The following is a 19,441-nucleotide window of genomic DNA, read 5'->3' as shown; positions in this document are numbered from 1 at the left end:
TGTCGCAAGCACCGGGTATCACGCGCATTGCCGGCACGTCCGAACGTTCAACGCGTTACGACCGACATCAGAACTGATAACCCGCGCCCACCACCGCGCCGAAGTCCGAGCGGGCGTTGCCCGTCACCGACGCCTTGACGACCCAGCGGTTGCTTTCCGTCACATACGAGTAACCGGCGGCAAACCCTTGCTGGCCGTGATAGTTCGCGGTCGCTGCCGATACCATCGAGCGGCCCGCGCCCGTCGGTTGCGGCAAGCCGGCCACCGCCATCGCCGACGCGACGCCGCCGTACATGTCCTTCTTCAGGTCGTTGAACGAGTTGTACACCTGCCCGATGCGCTGGTCGGTGTAGCTCTTCGCCTGCGTCGAAGCGGTCGAGAGGTTGTCGTTCAGTTGCTGCACGTTCACCGCGTCGGTCGGCGCCGTCCCGGCCGCGACGTTCGTGATCTGGCGCTCGCTGCCCTGCGCGCCGACCGAGAACGAATTGTCGCGATCGGCGACGGAACCCTGGCCCACCGCCACCGCGTTCTTGCCGGTTGCGGTCGCCGTTGACCCGATCGATCCCGCATCGGCGCGCGCGATCCACGTCGTGTTCGCATCGGTTGCCGCCGTGCGGATCTTGTCGTTGGCCGCCACGTTCTGCAGCGCGGCGTTGAACTGGCCGACGTTGACCGCATCGTTCGCGTTCACGCCCGCCGCGACGCCGGTCAGCACGCGGTCGCCCGCCGTGCCCGAGAAGTTCACGCTGGTGCCGCCCGTGTCCTTCCCGACCGTGATCGCGCCGTTCGGATCCTGTTGCTGCACGAGGCCGGCCTTGCCGTTCGCGATGTTGGTCACGCTGCCCTGCAGGTTCGAGATGTCGGTCGTGTTCTTCGACACCTGCTGGTTGGTCGCGTAGAGCTGCGAGCCGTTTACCGCGTCCGTGCTGGTTGCGCCGAGCGTGCCGGCCTGCACATTCGTGATGCGCGTGCCGCCGGCGCCGCCGAGCGTGATCGTGCTCTTCGAGCTGTCGTCGTACTGCACCGCGAGTGCGCCGAGCTGGTTGAGATTCGACTGCACGTCCTTCAGTTGCTTCACGTTCACCGCGTCGGTATCGTTGGTGCCCGCCGCGACGTTCTTCAGCACGACCGCCGAATTGGCGTCGCCGCCGACGAGCGAGACCGAATTCAGCCGGTTGCCGTTCGTATCGACATCGTATTTGACGACGTTCTTCACGGCCTCGCCGGTCTGATTGGACACCTGCGTGATCTGCTGTTCGAGATCGGATTTCACGCCCGACAGCTGTCCACCGTTCACCGCGTCGGTACTGCCCGCGGCGACGTTGCCGTCGGCCACGTTCGTCAGCTTGGTCGGAGCACCGCCGCGCGCCGCGCTATACGCTCCGAGTTTCGGGTCGAACTGCAGCGCGTCCTGCTGCAGCCCGGCGATCGCGGCGGTATTGCCGGCGATGTTCGTTTCGGCGTTGCCGAGGCGCGTTTCTTGATTCTCGAGCGTCGTCGTGTTGCTGCCGACGCGGCCGTCGAGGTTCGTGAGTGCGTCGCCGACATTGTTGAACGAGCCGCCGCCAACCTTGTAGGCCGGCGCGGTGATCGAGCCGTCCGGGTTCGCCGTGGCGCCGCCGCCGAGCGCAGCCGCGGTGCCGTCGGTCGCGCGGCGCAGTTGCGCGCCGTTCACCGCGTCGGTGCTGCCGGACGCCACGTTGCCTTCCGCGACATTGGTCACACGCACCGGGCTCCCGCCATTGCCCGCCCCGAGCGAAACCTGCCGCTTGCTCGCATCGTCGTACTTCACGGCCAGCGCATCGAGCTGGCTTGTGCCGCTTTGAATCGCCGCGTTCAACTGGTCGACGTTGACCGCGTCGGTTCCATTCTTACCGGCCGCGACGTTGCTGATCAGTTGCGGGCCGTTGCCGCCGTGGCTTGCATCGTACGCGCCGAGACTCGCGTTCCACTGGAGCGCATCCTGCTGCAGCGCGGCGATGTTGCCCGTATTCGTCGTCACCTGGTTGCCGACTGTCGTGATCGACTGATTGAGGGTGTCGGTCACATTGCCGAGCTGGCCGACGTTCACCGCATCGCCCGCGGCTACGCCGTCCGCGACATTGTGCAGGCCGACGGGTGCCTGCGCGCCCTTGCCGCCGAGCGTGACGCCGCCGTGCGCACCGTCGTCGTACTGCACCGCGTTCTTCGTCGCGTTGCCGATCTGGCTGGTGATCGACGTGCTCAGGTTGCCGAGCGTCGTGCTGAGGTTGTTCGTCACGCTCGTGCTGAGCGATGCGAGGCCGCCGTTCAGTTGGCCGACGTTGACCGCGTCGTGCACGTCCTTGCCGTCCGCGATGTTGTGCAGGGTCGTGCCGTTCGTGCCGGCGAACGTCACCGAATCGAACCCGCTCGCGCCGTCGTACTTCACGTTGCGCGCATCGGCCGCCTGCAGGTTGCCGATGTTCGACGCCGCCGTGCTCAGCGACGTGTTGATGCCGGAGACGCTGTTCTGCAGGTTCGTGATGTTCGAAGCCGCCGTCGAAATGGACGTTTGCAGCGGCGCGACGCTGCCCCTCAACTGGCCGACGTTCACCGCATCGGTGTCTGCAACGCCGGCCGCGACGCCACTGATCGTGGTGCCGTTGCTGCCGTCAAGCGTGATCGCCGCATGCGAATCGTCGGTGTATTTCACCACGTTCTGCGTTGCCGACACGATGCTCGTGCTGAGGCTGTTGCCGACGCTGGTCACGCGCTGGTCGACGTTCGTGATCGAAGTCGACAGCGAATCGCCGACCGACGTCACGCGCGCGTCGACGTTGCCGATGCCCGTGCTGAGCGCGCTGTTCACGTTCTTCAGCTGCTGTACGTTGACGGCATCCGTATCGGCCGCGCCGGCCGCGACGTTCTTGAGCTGGCGTTCGCTGCCGAGCGCACCGAACGACACCGCGCCGCCAACCGGTGCGGCCGTGCCGCCGAACACCGGCGTGCCGCCGTTGTTCGCGCCGACGCTGCCCGAGCCGATCGCCACCTGATTGTTGTCGTTTGTCTGCGCGCCCGCACCGATCGCCACCGATTGCGTGCCGCCGGCGCGCGTCTGCGTCGCTGCGTCGTACGCGGCGCCGTTCGATACGCCGTCGCTCGACGTCGGGTTCGCGCCGCCGATCGCGATCGAGCGATCGCCGCTGGCCAACGCAGAGTGGCCGAGCGCGATCGAGCTCGTGCCGTGCGCATCGGCGACGTTGCCGAGCGCCATCGAGAAATCGCCGATTGCAGCCGACTGGCGACCGATCGCGAGCGCCGTATTGCCTTGCGCGACCGCCACCGTACCGATCGCCGTTGCCGAGTTCGCCAATGCCTGCGAGCCGACCCCGATCGCAATCGCACCGCCGCTGCTGCTGCCGCCCTTGCTGCTCGCATTCGACTGGTCGCCGATCGCGATACCGCTGGAACCGGCCTTCGCATTCGTGCCCTGCGTAACGTTCGTGGTACTCACCGCGACGAAACTCCCGCTTTTCGTCGCCACGCAAAGCGGGTTGGTCCCGTCGATGCATTGGCCGTTCAGCGCGTTGTCCGGGTTGCCACGGTCGACGAAATTGTCCGCGTGCGCGACCCCCGCGATCAGCACACCTGCACCCGTGAACATGGCGGCGGCAAGCGCCGAAATCTGGTTCCTCTTCATGCTGTTCTGCTCCGTTTTGTAGCGTCTGGTTTGAATACGGACTACTTAATTTTCTTGACAGCTTCGACTTCGACTGCGATTACAAATACGACTTCGGTGCGGAACCTGGCCACGATGCCCAGCCTCGTCATGGCGAGCGCGACATGCATCGACACCGAGCAAATCGCCAGGGCATTCGATGGCACAGGCACGCCGTCTCTTTACGACCCATTCCGTTAAATCGCCACATCATCAGGAATGCGTATCGTTATTTATGGACGAGCTCATCCCCGTTGAATCGCGAGATTCAACCCGTCTTTATAAACACACCGAATCTGATGACGCGCCGAGCGCGACCAACCCCGTTTCTTTTATTTCATCTCCGGCAAACGGATTTCTGTTCGCATGCGCAGGACATTCTCCCACGCATGCATCAACTGATGCCTCGGACTCCAATTGCGCAACATCCGCCGCTGTTCGCCTCGTCTCCCGGTGTCCGGCGCCATCCGTCGCTCAAAGTTCGGACGAATTATGAGACACGATCGATAATTATTAAAGGCGACATTGTTTATAGATTGTAAAATTCAATATATTCAATGAGTTACCTATAATTCAATCATCTCGCAAACGATTGCGATCTACCGTATTCAATCGGAATGTTTTTAGAAGCGGATAAATACTTTGCTCGAGCGCATTCAAATAAAACGGCATCGGACAACTCTCTGCCGGAGAGCCGGAAAATTGCACGATTGCATCCCGGACACACATGGAATCCGCGGGTTTTTGACGAATATCGACGCCCGGCACTGCAGGCACGAACCGCCGCATAATTGAAAATATGTAAAACGCCATGACTCGATTATCGACAGACCATCTGGCGGGAATCGAAATATGCTCCTACAATTCCGCTCGCATCGATACCGGCAGCCGCGATCACTCACGACGCCACCACCGCAATCGTCCGTGTCATTACCGGTTCAGTGATCAAAACAACGAACGCCCGGTATTGCGCCGGCCGGTTGCCGGCCGCGCAGTCCGGCGCAATCCGAATATCGATACGAGCGTGCGACGCATTTGCGCGTCGTCATAGAGCGGCGTCCGACGATTCCCCACACCGGGCAGGCCGCCCGCGGGATCTCGGCCAGCCGCCTTTCCAGAACAGGTGCACGATGCCCCCATCGATCTCCGCATTGAGCGACGCCCATGTCCTGATCGTCGACGATCAGCCCGACCAGCTGCGTTTGCTGATCGACATACTGCGCGGTACGGGCTGCCGGATCAGCATCGCATCCGACGGGGTGCAGGCGTGCCAGCGCGCGCAGGCGCTCATGCCCGATGTGATCCTGATGGATGTCCGCATGCCGCGCATGGACGGTTTCACCGCGTGCCGGCGGCTTGCCGCCGATCCGCTGACGAGCGCGATTCCGGTCATCTTCCTGACCGTGGCCGGCGAATTGCACGAACGCCTCGAGGGGCTGGAAATCGGCGGCGTCGACTATGTGGTGAAGCCGTTCGAACCGGTCGAGGTGCTCGCGCGGATTCGCGTGCAGCTCGCGCGGGCGAAGCGCGACCGGCCGTCGGACACGGCAAGCCCGTTCGCGGCCGGCATGGACGACGACATCATCGTGCGCGCGGCCATTCGCCACCTGTCGCGGACGCTGAACGATCCGCCGACGGTCGAGCAACTGGCGCGTGCGGTCGGCACGCATGAAAAGCGGTTGTCGCGCGCGTTTCGCGACAATCTCGGCCAGACCGTGTTCGAGTATCTGCGGCACGAGCGGCTGCGGATCGCGCAGGATCTCCTGGATTCGACGTCGCTCAGCATCGCCAGCATCGCGAAGGAAATCGGCTTTTCCACGCCGGCGAACTTCGCGACCGCCTTCCGCGAACGTTTCGGCATCACGCCGACCGAGTGGCGGCGCCAGCGCCACGCGAGCCGGCGCGCCGCGACCCGTGAACCGCAACGCGGCGCGTAGGCCGCGTTCGGCGTGCCCGCGACGCTGCGCTACCAGTTGTATCTCGCGCTGGCCAGCACCGTCCGCTCGTTGCCAAACACGCACACGGCGTACGACTGGCAGCCGCTGACGTAACGCCGGTCGAACAGGTTCGCGACGTTGAACGCGAACCGCCAGTGGCGCATCTCGTAGTGCATCGCCAGGTCGTACAGCGTAAAGCTGGATACCGTCAGCGAATTGTCGGGCGCGCCGGCCGACGCGCTCTGATAGCGCACGCCGGCGCCGATCCCGAGGCCCGACAGCGCGCCCGCATGCCAGGTCCAGTCGGCCCACATCGACGCCATCTGCCGCGGCAGCGGCACGGACACCGGCCAGTTGTTCAGCGACGCGTCGTTCGCCTGCACGTTCTTGACGTCCTGATACATATACGACGCGACGATCGACAGCTCGCGGGTCACCTTGCCGAGCGCGCTCAGCTCGATGCCGCGCGAGCGCACCTTGCCGGTCTGCACGGACGTCGTGCCGGTGGGGTCGAGATTCGCCGGCGCCGGCGTCACGACGTTGGTCTGGTCGATCCGATAAACGGCCGCGCTCAGCATCAGATTCTTGCCCGGCGGTTGCCAGCGCAGCCCGGCTTCCGTCTGCGTGCCGCGCGTCGGCTTCGGCAGGCCGCCACCATAAATCCGCACGCCGATGACCGGATCGAACGACGTCGAATAACTCACATACGGCGACAGCCCCGCATCGCCCTGATAGGCGAGCCCGACGCGCCCGGAAAACGCGCTGTCGTCCTGCCGCGAATGCGTACCGACCGTCCGGCCGTCGAACCGTGCATTCACACGATCCTCGCGGCCGCTGAGCGTCATCGTCCAGCGCTGCCAGCGGATCTGGTCCTGCGCGTACACGCCGACCGCGTTCATCGCCGTGTACTGGTCGACATGGCCGAGCGACGTCGGGCCGGTAAAGATCGCGGCCGTGACCGGCCGATAGACGGGGTGGTACAAGTTCAGCGACGGCGCCAGCGCGAGCCATACGCTGTTGGTCGTCGTCTGCCGGTCGAACTGCACGCCGAGCAGCAGCGTGTGTTCGAGCGGCCCCGTGCCGAAGCGCGCCTGCGCGTGGTTGTCGATATCGAGCCGGCTGTAGTTGAGCTGGAACAGCCCCGCGAAACGCATCATGTTCGTCGTGCTGCGGGGCACCAGGCCTGTGCCGAACACCGTCGCGTCGTCGAGCGACAGATGCGACCAGCGTACGTCCTGGTGCAGCGTCCATATCGCATCCACGCGGTGCTCCAGCGCGTAGCCGAGCGACCATTGCTTCTTCCGGTAGTCGTTGAACGACGGGTCGCCCATGTAGATGTCCTGCGACAGGCGGCCGTTCGGGTTCGGCAGCACCGTCCCGGACGCGGGCAGGAAGTTCGACGAGATGTCGCCGCTGTCCTGCAGGAACGACGCGGAGAATGTCAGCGACGTGTCGGCGGTCGGCCGCCAGCGAAACGACGGCGCGAGCGCGACGCGCCGGTCGGCATTCGGGCCGGTCCATGCGTTGCCGTCGCGTGCGATGCCGACGAAGCGATACGCATACCGGCCGTCCGGGTCGAGCTGGTCGCCGACATCGACCATGAATTGCTTGCGCGCATGGTTGCCGATCTGCACGCCGGCTTCGCGCACGCGCTCGCCGTCGGCGAGTTTCGTGTGCGCGTCGACGATCGCGCCGGGCTCGCCCGCGCCGTACAGCACCGACGTCGGCCCGCGCAGCACCGCGATCGAGTCGATCGTGTATGGGTCGACACGCCAGTTCGCGATGACGGCCGTATTCGGCGCCGGCACGCCGTCGACGTACAGCGTCGGCGTGAAGCCGCGCAGCGCCGCATACCAGTCGGTCCGGCTGTCGGCGCCGAACGTCGCGAAGCCCGGCACATAACGCAGCGCCTGGTTCAGGTCGGCCGCGCCGGTCATCTCGATCTGCTGCGCGGTCACGATGTTGGTCGTCTGCGGAATCTCGGCCACCGGCGTGTCGGTCTTCGTGCCGGCGGCGGTGCGCAGCCCGACGAGCCCGACCGACGATCCGCCGGCGTTGCCGGTCACGTCGATGGGCGGCAGCACGGCCGTCGTCGCGCCGGCGTTCGGCGCCTGCGCATGCGCGCCGCCTGCGGCCGCCATGCACAATGTTCCCCCGGCAGCGATCGCCCACGCGCGTCGCGCCGCACCTGTCTCCATCAACATCGTTTCAATACTCCGTCGTGCTGTCCTGGCCCGTTCGGCCCGATCGAGGCCCGGTGAGTCGCCGGCGTCCGTCCTGCGCTGCCGCGAGTGCCGTGCCGGTGACGTCGGTCACGCACGCGTCGGCATGCACTGGCCGATTGCGTCGTTCGCGAGCGCAGCGATCACACCGGCCGAACGTCGCGCGGTGGTTGTTCATCCGTCGGACGACGCCGGCATAGCCGCGCCTGGATAGGGTTGTACCGGCCCGCGAGCCGACATACGGTGTGTAGAACCACATAATGTTATCGGTTGTATGACCACACGGAAAAAACGATCCGATATCGGTCGACACACATGAAGCGTGTCCTTCGCGCAGGCCGGCGACGATAATATCTCGCAAGCACATCAATCACCATTTATTTCAATTTCAATAGCATGTTAATCAATCGATTCGTGACAATCGCTATCGGATCGACAAGTTGTTTCGTGACAACTTTTTATTTCGTCGCGGTGATGCTTCCGTTACACTTCGCGCCGTCATGCGATGACTGATTTCAATGGTGCTCAAGATTGCACCCGGCGAGGCGTCGCCCCGCTCGCCCGCAGTGCCCGCGAGCGGGTCTCGCCAACGAACGACGCAACCATGAACGACAGGCAATTTCGGCCCGGATCCGGTGCAACACCTATACGGGCGGCACGCAGGTCGGTGGCGGCACGCTCGCCGCCGCGTCCCCGACGGCGTTCGGCAACGGCGACGTGTACGTCGGCTCCGGCGGCGGCATCCGGATCGCGGCCAGCGCGCCCGTGACGATCGCCACCCGCTATACGCAGCTCGACAACACGACGCTCGAACTCGACATCGACATCGACATCGACGGCAACGGCGGCGGACGCCTGCGCGTGGGCGGCTCGTTCACCGTCGCGGGCGGCACGCTGCACGTGAAGTTCGTGAACGGCTACACGCCCAAAGCCGGCGACACCATCGCACTGATCGACGGCGCGGCCGGATCCGCGCAGTTCTCGACGGTGACGGTCGACGGGTTCGAGGCAACGCCCGTCTACACGGCGACGGACGCGTCGATCACGCTGTCGGCGGCGTGTCGCGGCGGATGTCCGCCTTCGCCGCGTAGCGCATCAGGTCGTCCTGGCACTCCTTCCAGGCGGGCGTCTGCATCGGCTTGATCGCGCCGCCGCGCAGTGTCTTGTGCGCGTCGGGGATCACGAGGCCGAGATCGACACCGATCACACGGCCGAGGCCACGGCAGGTCTCGCATGCGCTGTAGGCCGAGTTGAACGAGAACAGTGCCGCCTGCGGCTCCGCGTAGCGCAGGTCGCTGTCCGGGTCGTGCAGCCCGGTGGAGAAACGCCACACCTGCGGCTCGGCGAGCGCGTTTTCCGCTTCCGGCGTGTCGAACAGGAGGCCCGACTTGCCGGAGCCCGACGGGCCGGTGACGACCGTCATTTCGCCGGTGCGCAGGTCGAGATCGAGGTTCTTGAGGTTGTATTGACGTGCTCCGCGAATGCGAATCAGATTGCTGGATGACAATTTGCCTGCCCGTCTGGATGAGTTAGCCGGAATTCACGGTGCCGAAACGCTGCGGCGGATGCCCGCACGCGCGGCGCACGTGCCGCACGGGTCATGCCCGGGCGGCTCCGGTTCGACGGATACTCTGCTGCATATTCATACAGTTTTCCATGACGGGATCGCCACCCCGCCACCGGGCAGGCCGGCAACGCGCGGAGCGACACGCGGGCCGTCCGGTTTCGACGGCCGCGCGTGTAATCGCCATGTCGCCCCTGCTACTTCTGCAGCAGGATTTCCACGCGGCGGTTGCGCGCCCGCCCTTCCGCGGTATCGTTTGACGCCGCCGGATCGGCTTCTCCTCGCCCGGTCGCCGCAAACGAATCCGCCTTCAGCCCATGTTCGCGCAAATACGATGCGACGGCCTCGGCGCGACGCCGCGACAGCGACAGATTGTGTGTATCCGAGCCGGTCGAGTCGGTATAGCCGGTCACGTCCACTCGCGAGAATTGCTTGTCGCCCTGACGATTCAGCAACGTGTCGAGCGCGGCCTGCGCGGTGGGCGTCAGCGTGGCGGAGTCGGTCGCGAAGTACGCATCGCCCGTCAGGCTGACTTTCTCGGCGGCCACGGGCGCGGCCGGTGCGGCTGCCGGGGCCGGCGCGGCGGGAGCGCCGCACTGGAACACGAGCGAGCGCGGGTCCGCGCCTTCGCGGAACGGCGCCGTGGAATCGATCGTGCGCACTGCGTCGCTGCCGCACATGCGCGTCGCGACTTTCATGCAGGTCTTCTCGCTCGACAGGATGCCGTGGCAGTCGACGCGGAAGGTCCTAACGCCGTCGCGCGGCTGCAGTTCGTATGCGTTGTACGTCGGCCCCGATGCGCTCGAACACGCGGCCAGGGAAACGACGGATGCCAGCAATGCAAGATGGTGTTTTTTCACTTGATAACTCCGAAAATGCGATGGGCGCAGCGAATGCGATGCGCTCGGCGCAGCCGCATTCGCATGCGTTCCGTGTGATTCGCTCCGGCAGCGCGTGCCGGAGCGAACCGATGCGCGCTCGATCACTTCCACTGATACAACATGCCGGCGCCGACGACGCGCTGGCTGCCGGCGAAACCGCCGTTCAGCGTCGCCTTCAGGTTCTCCGTGATGCGCGCCTGCATGCCGACCGCCATGGCCTTCTGGCCCTGGAACGTCGCCGTGCCGACCCCCATCGCGAAGTTCGAATCGCGGTCCATGTGCGGGATCGACGCCATCGCGGCCGTTGCGGCGATCCCCTCGCGCGCCATCGAGTCGGTCTGCTGGATCTGCTGCTGCATCTGTGTGAGTTGGTTGTTGACCGTGTTCAGCGACTGCGTGAACTGGTTCGACACGGCATTCAGCTGATTGACGTTCACCGCGTCGGTGCCCTGCGTGCCCGCCGCGACGTTGGCGACCTGCCGCGGCGAATCCGCCGAGCCGACCGCGACCACGTTCGACCGGCCGCCGTCATTGCTGCCGGCGCCGATCGCGGCCGAGTTGTTGCCCGACGAGGTCGCGCCGACACCGAGCGCGGTCGAGCCGTTGCCGGACGCCGTCGACGCGTTGCCGACCGCCGTGCTGTTCGAGCCCGATGCCACCGAGCCCGAGCCGCCCGCCGACGAATTCGAGCCGACCGTCACCGGATCGATCTTCGTGCCGGTCGGATTCGTCGAATACGAGCCGTTCGCCGTGCGCTGGTCGATCAGCGTCGTCAGCTGATTCGCGACCGAGTCGAGCTGCGACACGTTCACCGCGTCCGTGCCGTTCTTGCCTGCCGCAAGGCCGGTGATCTGCCGGTTGCCGACGTTCACTTCGCCTGCCGACGATTGCGGGCTGGTCAGGCCGTACGCGATGTAGTTCGTCAGTGCGCCGACCGTCGTCAGCGAACCCGCGCCGAGCGCGACGCTGTTCGCGAACGTCGACGACGCGCCGGCCCCGAGCGCGAGCGCATCGGTCGCGGTGCTGCGCGCGCCGGAACCGAGCGCGACGCTGCCCACGCTGACCGCGACCGCATTGGCGCCCTGCGCGACGGACTGTGCGCCGGTCGCCGTCGCGCCGCTGCCGAGCGCGATCGCGTCGGCTTGCGCGGAACTCGCGGCCTGCCCGATCGCGATGCCACCGGGAGCCGTCTGGTCGACGATCGCGCCGTTGCCGATGCCCACGCCGTTATCGCCGTTCACGACCGTCGTCGGCCCCACCGCGACCGATTCCGCGCCGACCGCGAGCGAATCCGCCGCAGTCGAATTCGCGTGGAAGTACTTCTGGGGCGTGACCGCGAACGACTGCAACGCGCCGGTCAGTTGCCGCACCGTTACTGCATCGTGTTGCCCCGTGCCGTCCGCGACATTGGTGATCTGGCGATAGGACTTGCCCGTCGCATCGCCGAGCGACACCGCGCCGAGCAGCTTCTCGTCGGTCGTATCGAACGGAATCGACGCGCTGCCGTTGCGCAGGAACCCGGACGACTGCACGATCGGACGATCGGACACCGAACCCGAGCCGAGCGCGATGCCGCCGTCCACCCGCGAGATCGCATTCGGCCCGATCGCCACGCTGTCGACGCCGAGCGCCTGGCTGTCCGGTGCGGTCGAGTTCGCGTGGAAATACTTGATGCCGTTCGCGTTGATGTTGTCGATCGCCGAGCCGACGTTGTTGTTGACCGTCGTCGAGCCGTCACTGTTGTAGGTCACGTAGGAAGGCGCCGAGATCGTGCCGGTCGTGGGGTTGTAGGTCGCGCCGCCGCCGAGCGCGCCAGCCGTGCTGTTGCCGAGGTTGCCGTTGTTCGATGCGATCGAACTGAGGCCGGTCGACAGCGAACTGATGCCCGTCGACGTCGCGGTCGACAGCGACGTCAGGTTGCTGTTGGTGCTGGACAGGCCGGTCGACAGCGAGCCGACGGCGGTCGACGCGGACGTCGACAACGACGTGATCGTGCTGTTCGTCGAGCTCAGGCCGGTAGACAGCGAACTGATGCCGGTCGAGGTGGACGTCGACAGCGACATGACCGTGCTGTTCGTCGAACTCAAGCCGGTCGACAACGAGCTGATGCCCGTCGACGTTGAGGTTGACAGCGACGTCACCGTGCTGTTCGTCGAGCTGAGGCCGGTCGACAACGAGCTGATGCCCGTCGACGTCGACGTCGACAGCGACGTCACCGTGCTGTTCGTCGAACTCAGGCCCGTCGACAACGAGCTGATCCCCGTCGACGTCGACGTCGACAGCGACGTCACCGTGCTGTTCGTCGAACTCAGGCCGGTGGACAACGAGCTGATCCCCGTCGACGTCGACGTCGACAGCGACGTGATCGCGCTATTAGCCGACGACAGGCCGGTAGAGGTGGACGTCGACAACGACGTCACGGCGCTGTTAGTCGAGCTCAAGCCCGTAGACAACGAGCTGATCCCTGTCGACGTCGACGTGGACAACGACGTGATCGCGCTATTGGCCGATGACAGGCCGGTGGACGTGGACGTCGACAACGACGTCACCGAGCTGTTGGTCGAGCTCAGGCCCGTAGACAGCGAACTGATCCCCGTCGAAGTGGACGTGGACAGCGACGTGATCGAACTGTTCGCCGACGACAGCCCCGTCGACAGCGACGACACCCCGGTCGACAACGACGTGATGCTGGACAGCGTCGACGTCGACAGCGACGTCACCGCCTCGTTCGTCGCGGCGAGCTGCGAGCCGTTGATCGCGTCGGTGCTCGTCGAACTGATCCGCCCCGCGGCGACGTTGGTGATCTGGCGCTCGCTGCCCACCGCGCCGACGCTGACCACGCTGGTCGGATTGACGCCGTTGAAGGTATACGTGACGCCGCCGATGGTGCCGGTCGAGGTGGGATTCGGCGCGGCCGTCACCGACCCGGAGCCGAGCGCGACGTCGTTCGTATTGTTCGCCACCGCCGACGCGCCGAACGCCACCGCGCCCGCTGCCGCCGCGGTCGACGTATTGCCGAGCGCGATCGAGCCGGTGCCCTGCGCATTGTTCGTATTGCCGATCGCCACCGCGCCGTCGCCGTTCGCGGTGTTGTTCGACCCCATCGTGACCGCGCCGGTGCCGATCGCGGAGCTCGGATCGCCGATTGCCACCGCGCCGTTGCCGCTCACGGTCTGGCCCAACCCGAGTGCCACCGCACCGATACCGCCCAGCACCTTCGAGTTGTTCCCGCCGGCGATCGAGCCCGCACCCGCCGCGGCGGCAACCGAATTGCTGTCGCCCAGGGCCAGGGTGGAACCCGCCGCCGCGACACTGTTGATGCCGATCGCCGTCGCATTGACGGCCGATGCCGTCGCGCCGGGGCCCAGCGCCGTCGCCGATATGCCGGTTGCGAGCGCGAGATTGCCCAGCGCCACGCCGAACTGCTGCGTCGCGCTCGACTGAACGCCCATCGCGACCGAACTGAGGCCCGACGCATTGGCGCTCAGGCCGAACGCAATCGCGTTGTCGGCGCCGGCCGTCGTTTTCGAGCCCATTGCGATCGAACTGGTGCCGAGCGACTGCGTGCCCGAGCCGGGCACGCCGGCGGTGCCGCCCCATCCGATCGCGATCGACGAGCCGCCCTTCGCTCCGCTGTTGACGCCCATCGCCACGGCCGAATTTCCGGAAGCCAGCGCGCCGCTGCCCACCGCAACACCGGCCGCGCCCGAACTCGTCGACTGATTGCCGAGCGCAACCGAGCCCGTATTGGTTGCATTCGACGCGTAACCGAGCGAGACACTTTGCGCCCCCGCCGCGCTCGCCCCGAGACCGAGCGCGGCCGCATACTGGCCGGACGCCAGCGCATTGTTGCCGAGCCCGACCGCCGACACGCCGGTCGCGGCCGCGCCGCTGCCGATCGCCACCCCGCCGCTTTGGGTCGCGCTCGAGAGATTACCGATCGCGACCGAATAGTCGCCGGATCCGATCGCCTGCACGCCCATCGACGCGCTGTTGACGCCGGTTGCCTGCGCATTGATGCCGATGGCCGTCGATCCGCTGCCCATCGCGTGTGCGCCCGGCCCTATCGCTGTGGACGACACGCCCGCCGCCGTCGACAGGTTGCCGTATGCGGTCGAATTCACCTGCGACGCGACCGAGCCGTTACCGATCGCGATCGAACTGGCACCGCCGGTCGCGGAGCCGCCGCCCGCCGAATACTGCGCATGCGCACCGGTCTGGAACAGCCCGAGATACGCGGCCGCCATCATCACGACGAGCCGCCTGGGCGAGAACACCGGCTTCGTCGCGATGCCCGCGACGGTGCCAGCGTCCGCCGCATGCGTGCACGCGCTTCTCGACGACGCAACCCGCTTGCCGCGCGCGCGGTCGAGCTCCGACGCCGCGACCCAGGCGCCCAGTGCTTCGTTCCAGATCGACTTGAACGACTTGTTCATCTTGTTTTCCCTCGGTTCACATGTGCTGGATGACGCAACAGCGAACGCGGCCGGGCGAAGACTGTCTCCGTCTCCGTTTTCACCCGCCTCGCGACGCGCCGCAACCTACTTCGGACTTCTAACTTCAATGCCGGATGGCTCTGCACGACACACGCGACGCACGTCGCGAGCACGCGACCGTACGCGGCCCGTGTCCGGACGACACGAGGCACGACAACGCTCGCGGTTTATCGAATCATGGAAACCGGGCCACCGGACCGGGGCGGCGCGCGGCGCGCCACACCGCGAAAGAACGCGTGCGCACGCCGTCGCGCCGAACCTCAGGCGACCTCGAATCTCATGAGAGGGCGTCGTTCAGACGCCGGATGGACGGATGCCGCGCCGAACCGGAGCGCGGCCCGCGCAGTGTCATTCGGGGGGAGGATGCCCCCACGTGGCCCCCGGAGTAGATGCATGCGCCGCCGGCCCGCGGCCGCTGACAGCCGACAACGGTTCGCGAGAACCGGTGCTTTGATCTGCCATGCTTTTGATGTTCATGTTTTTTCGTGCCCGCCTGATTCGAGAGTGGGTTTCGCGCAACCGCCTCTGGAGGATCGAACCGCCCGGCGATCGACGCGAACCCACTCACTCTTTCCATCCTGGCGCGCATCTTCGATTCCGGATTTCCGGAATTGAAGATGACTGCCGGATGACCCCTGCACTGAATTAACTTACTGACTTTCTTTGACGATTTTTTGTCGCCTGATGTGCCAAACTCGCATCTGCTTCATGATTCATCGATCATTTTTCATATAGGTGCATTCGATGAACGATGAAGCCCGCATTACCCTCGTGCCGACCTTCGTTGCACTGCCGTTGTCCCGAAAATTGGGATTGCCAGCATTCAATGTCACATTGAATGCAGCACTCCCGGAAAAACGGCTGTGGCAGAAAATTTTGCGCGAAACCGGGTCATGCCGAAGAACCGATTCCAGCCGCGTCCCGCCAAGTGTGCAGGGCTTCCTTGGATCAAACCTTTTCCGCAGCGGACAAATTGTTTTCTGGAGCGGACGTTATTTACATTCATACGATCCGATGCAGCCAAACGGATATATGTGAAAGTATTTTTAATCAACCACAAATAAAACCTTAATCACGGAGACAGTGAATTGATGAACTCGATCCACCACCGTTCCGGCCATCTTCTCGACAGAAAGAGCACCAATTCATCTACTGGGCCAATTCGATGTTCATGCCATTCAATCGGTAATAAAATCCATTATTTAATATCGAAATCGGAATTTTTTTCCATCCGATTTTCCGCCCCCCGGCTGCGGCGATCACGACAGACCGTCGCGCTGTCAAACATGCCCACACGCGGTGGACGGAATCCCCACCGCCGGCATCTTTGTCGGCATATAATTTTTCGCAACAATCGCGCACACAGATGCAGCGAGTCCGCCCCGGCCTACCCCTAAGCTTTAGCAACCATGTCATCCCGCTCGTCCAGTTCGGCGTCGCCCCGCGCCACGCCGGATCTCGTTGGCGCACACATTCTCGTCGTAGACGACCGCCCGAACGACCTGCGGCTCCTGACGGAAATCCTGCGCGCCGCGCGGTGCCGGATCAGCGTCGCATTCGACGGCCTGCAGGCCTATCACCGCGCGCAGGCCATCGCACCCGACCTGATCCTGATGGATGTGCGGATGCCGCGCATGGACGGTTTCGCCGCATGCCGGCTGCTGGGGTCCACGCCATCGACGCAGAACATTCCCGTCATCATCCTGACCGCCGCGGGCGATCTCGAGGATCGGATCGCCGGGCTCGAAACCGGCGCGCTCGACTACATCGTGAAACCGTTCGAACCGGCCGAGGTGATCGCCCGAATCCGCAATCACCTGAAGCGCACGCGGCGCAGCCAGCCGTTTGTGCACCTGCCCGAACTGCCCGATCACCCCGACGCCGCGCTGGTGCGCGCGGCGAGCGAGATCCTGCTGCGCGAACTGCGCAATCCGCCGGCGCTCGACGAACTCGCTCGGCAGGTCGGCACGCACGAAAAGCGCCTGTCTCGCGTGTTCCGCGATCACCTTGGCCAGACCGTGTTCGAATATCTGCGCGATACGCGACTGCGCGCGGCGAAGCACTTTCTCGCGGAGACGTCGATGGGGATCGGCGACATCGCCGAGGAGATCGGCTTTTCGACACCAGGCAATTTCGCCACGGCGTTTCGCGAACGCTTCGGCATCACGCCGTCCGACTGGCGGCGCCAGCGACCGACGGTCGACGCGCCGCCGCCGTCGCATGAACACCAGCGCGATGCATAGGCGCCGCGCGTCCGGCTGGCTCGCCGTCCTGCCGCTCCTGGTGGCGCTGGTGGCCGCGTGCGCGGCGCCCCGCGCCGACGCGACAGAACCATCCGGCCAGACCGCGCGCGTGGAAGCGGTGTCGATCGTCGAGGATCCGGGTGCGGCGATGTCCGTCGGCGAGGTGGCCGCGCGGCTCGAAGGTTCGGCACGCGGCGCGCCCGCGGCAGCGCAACCGTCTTTCAACATCGAGTTTTCCCGCTCGGCGTGGTGGGTAGGCGCAACGCTGGCCAATCGCGACAGCGTCGAGCGCGCGCTGGTGCTCGCGATTCGCGACGCACGCGTCGACCAAGCAGACTTTTATGTCGATCGCAGCGGCGCGTGGACGCTCGCCGCACGATTCCCGGCGGATAACGGCAACGCGAACCGCGCGGCTTCCCGATATCCGGTGCTCGACATGACGCTGCGCGCGGGCGAACGGCTGCCCGTGCTGATCCGCGTCACGTCGCGCAAGGAAATGCGGCTCGTGCCGGCCGCGTTCACCCGCGATGCGTGGAGCGCGCAGGAACTTCACGCCGCAATGTGGAACTTCGGCTTCTTCGGCGGGCTGCTCGCACTCGTATGGTGTGCACTGCTGATCGGTTTCTTTTCGCGCAGCGGCATGTTTGTCGTGCTGGCGGTGCTGGCCCTGGGCACGACGCTGTTCGAAGCGACGTACCGCGGCTATACCGCGATGTATCTGTGGCCCGGCGCCTACGCGTGGTCGGCGCGGGGCGAGGTGATCTTCGCGTATCTGTCGGTCGCGTGCTTCATCGTCTTCATCCTGATGGTCGCGCACCGCGAGAAGGCCGGCATGCCGATGCGCGCGGTCTACGTTGCGTTCCTCGCGCTCGAATGCGTCGGCATGGCCGGCGCGGCGTTCGGCGACCTGCTGACGTTCACGTGGTTCTGCCTGCGGCTGAACACGGCGATGGGGATCGTGAACATCAGCCTCGCGCTGATGCTCGTGATCCGCCGCACGCCGACGAGCCGCGTGATGCTGATCGCCGTCACGTTCGCCACCTTCAACATCCTGCTCCGGATGCTCGACGGCATGAACACGATGCCGGCCTGGCTGTTCTGGCTGAAATCCGACCTCTATCCGAACCCCGTCATCGCGATCATCGGACTCGCCACGCATCTGCTGGTGCTGGCCGCATGGATCGACCACGTGGGCCGCCAGCGCACCGACGCGCGCAAGCGGCTCGAGCACTGGCAACTCACCGAACAGGATCGCCTGCGCGATGAAGTGGCGAAACGCACGGTCGCGCTCAACGACGCGCTGCAGCAGGCGAGAACGCACATGCAGCAGAAGATCGAGACGCTCGGCTATGTCAGTCACGACCTGCGCGCGCCACTGTCCACGATCAACGGCTACGCGAAGCTGTTGCTGCAAAGCGCGACGCGCAGCCAGGCGCGGCTGATCCGGTCGATCGACCGCAGCATCCGCTACCAGCTCGCGCTGATCGACGAATTGCTCACGTTCACGAAGGCCGAACTGCAGCCGCTCGGCATTTCCCCCGACGTGACCGACCTGCCCGGCCTGCTGAACGATATCGGCGACTATGCGGTCGCGCTGTGTTCGCAACAGGGCAACCGGTTCGACTATCGGCCGCTGACGCCGCTGCCGCGCAAGCTGTCGATCGACGGCATCCGGCTGCAGCAGGTGCTGCTCAACCTGCTGTCCAACGCATCGAAGTTCACGCGCGACGGCACGGTCACGCTGTCGGTTCGCGCGTCGCGGGAAGGCGCTGCATGGCGCCTCGTGTTCGAGGTCGCCGATACGGGGATCGGAATCGACATCGCCGGGACGCGCGACATCTTCCGCGCGTACCAGCAGGTGCAGGCCGTGAACGGCGGCACGGGGCTCGGGTTGTTCATCGCACAGCGTATCGTCGGCGCGATGGGCGGCGAGCTGGCCGTTACCAGCCAGCCCGGCGTCGGCACGTCGTTCTCGTTCCCGGTCGTCGCGCCGGCCGTCGGGCACGCGCTCGTGCCGGTGTCGTGGCTCGTCCGGCGGTTTCGGCCGGCGAGCGATGCCGGACCCGAGACCGCCGCCCCCGTCCCGCGCGGCCCGTCCGACGATGCGCTCGACGAACTGATCCGGCTCGCCGGCGAGGGCCGGCTCACCGATATCGAGGAATGGCTCGGCCGGTTTGCGGACGAGCCGGACCATGCGGCCTTCGCGCAGGCGACGCGCGAGCACCTCGACGCACTCGATCTGCATGCGATCGAGAAGCTCGCCGGCTCGCTGAAACGCGCGCGTATCGCGGAGGCATCGTTCGACGCCGAGACGGATACGGCCGGGCCGACCCGGTAGCGCGGCAATGCGCCCGCTCCGGGTCCGGCGGGGCCGTCGTTCGACCGCCGTTCGACGCCGCCGACGATCGGCCCGAACCGC

9 protein-coding genes and 2 pseudogenes are annotated in these 19,441 nt (G+C 65.7%); 5 read left to right on the top strand and 6 right to left on the bottom strand.

The genetic code is table 11. The features are described from left to right. Positions 1–67 precede the first annotated feature (67 nt). Both DIE11_RS30585 and DIE11_RS30580 read right to left on the bottom strand, forming a co-directional pair. Positions 68–3,661, bottom strand: a complete 3,594-nt coding sequence (locus DIE11_RS30585; RefSeq protein WP_124629158.1) for a YadA family autotransporter adhesin — start codon at positions 3,659–3,661, stop codon at positions 68–70. 591 nt (positions 3,662–4,252) lie between these two features. Next, positions 4,253–4,492 carry a hypothetical protein gene (locus DIE11_RS30580; protein WP_124629156.1) on the bottom strand — a complete coding sequence of 80 codons (240 nt, stop codon included), beginning with the start codon at positions 4,490–4,492 and terminating at the stop codon, positions 4,253–4,255. A gap of 317 nt (positions 4,493–4,809) precedes the next feature. Here DIE11_RS30580 and DIE11_RS30575 point away from each other — a divergent pair, with 317 nt between their 5' ends. Next, entirely contained in the window at positions 4,810–5,616 is an 807-nt protein-coding gene (locus tag DIE11_RS30575; RefSeq protein ID WP_124629154.1) for a response regulator, read from the top strand. 29 nt (positions 5,617–5,645) lie between these two features. On the opposite strand, the gene DIE11_RS30570 is transcribed toward DIE11_RS30575, so the two are convergent. Further along, the gene (locus DIE11_RS30570) at positions 5,646–7,820 is read right to left on the bottom strand and encodes a TonB-dependent siderophore receptor (RefSeq protein WP_124629152.1); all 2,175 of its coding nucleotides are present in this window, start codon (positions 7,818–7,820) and stop codon (positions 5,646–5,648) included. Positions 7,821–8,477: 657 nt separating this feature from the next. On the opposite strand from DIE11_RS30570, the pseudogene DIE11_RS30565 reads away from it, so the two are divergent. Beyond that, positions 8,478–8,897 (top strand): annotated as a pseudogene (locus DIE11_RS30565) (hypothetical protein); the annotation flags it as partial. Here DIE11_RS30565 and DIE11_RS30560 read toward each other — a convergent pair. The 3 genes and pseudogenes from DIE11_RS30560 to DIE11_RS30550 form a co-directional block, all read right to left on the bottom strand. After that, a pseudogene (locus DIE11_RS30560) lies at positions 8,893–9,345 on the bottom strand (hypothetical protein); the annotation flags it as partial. The pseudogenes DIE11_RS30565 and DIE11_RS30560 overlap by 5 nt on opposite strands. A gap of 254 nt (positions 9,346–9,599) precedes the next feature. Beyond that, on the bottom strand, positions 9,600–10,262 hold the full coding sequence (locus DIE11_RS30555; RefSeq protein WP_124629150.1) for an OmpA family protein: 663 nt from the start codon (positions 10,260–10,262) through the stop codon (positions 9,600–9,602). Between the two features lie 122 nt (positions 10,263–10,384). Continuing rightward, positions 10,385–14,719: a YadA-like family protein gene (locus DIE11_RS30550; RefSeq protein ID WP_124629148.1), complete on the bottom strand. Its 4,335-nt coding sequence runs from the start codon at positions 14,717–14,719 to the stop codon at positions 10,385–10,387. Between the two features lie 804 nt (positions 14,720–15,523). Here DIE11_RS30550 and DIE11_RS30545 point away from each other — a divergent pair. From DIE11_RS30545 to DIE11_RS30535, 3 genes are all read left to right on the top strand, one after another. Beyond that, the gene (locus DIE11_RS30545; RefSeq protein ID WP_124629146.1) at positions 15,524–15,817 is read left to right on the top strand and encodes a hypothetical protein; all 294 of its coding nucleotides are present in this window, start codon (positions 15,524–15,526) and stop codon (positions 15,815–15,817) included. 371 nt (positions 15,818–16,188) lie between these two features. Then, positions 16,189–17,022: a response regulator gene (locus DIE11_RS30540; protein ID WP_124629144.1), complete on the top strand. Its 834-nt coding sequence runs from the start codon at positions 16,189–16,191 to the stop codon at positions 17,020–17,022. Beyond that, positions 17,015–19,360, top strand: a complete 2,346-nt coding sequence (locus DIE11_RS30535; RefSeq protein ID WP_124629142.1) for a hybrid sensor histidine kinase/response regulator — start codon at positions 17,015–17,017, stop codon at positions 19,358–19,360. Before DIE11_RS30540 ends, DIE11_RS30535 begins: the two co-directional genes overlap by 8 nt. The last annotated feature ends 81 nt before the right edge of the window (positions 19,361–19,441 follow it).

Source organism: Burkholderia sp. Bp9012 (assembly GCF_003853825.1).
Taxonomy (GTDB): Bacteria; Pseudomonadota; Gammaproteobacteria; order Burkholderiales; family Burkholderiaceae; genus Burkholderia; species Burkholderia diffusa.
This window is presented reverse-complemented; position numbering and strand designations above follow the sequence as displayed.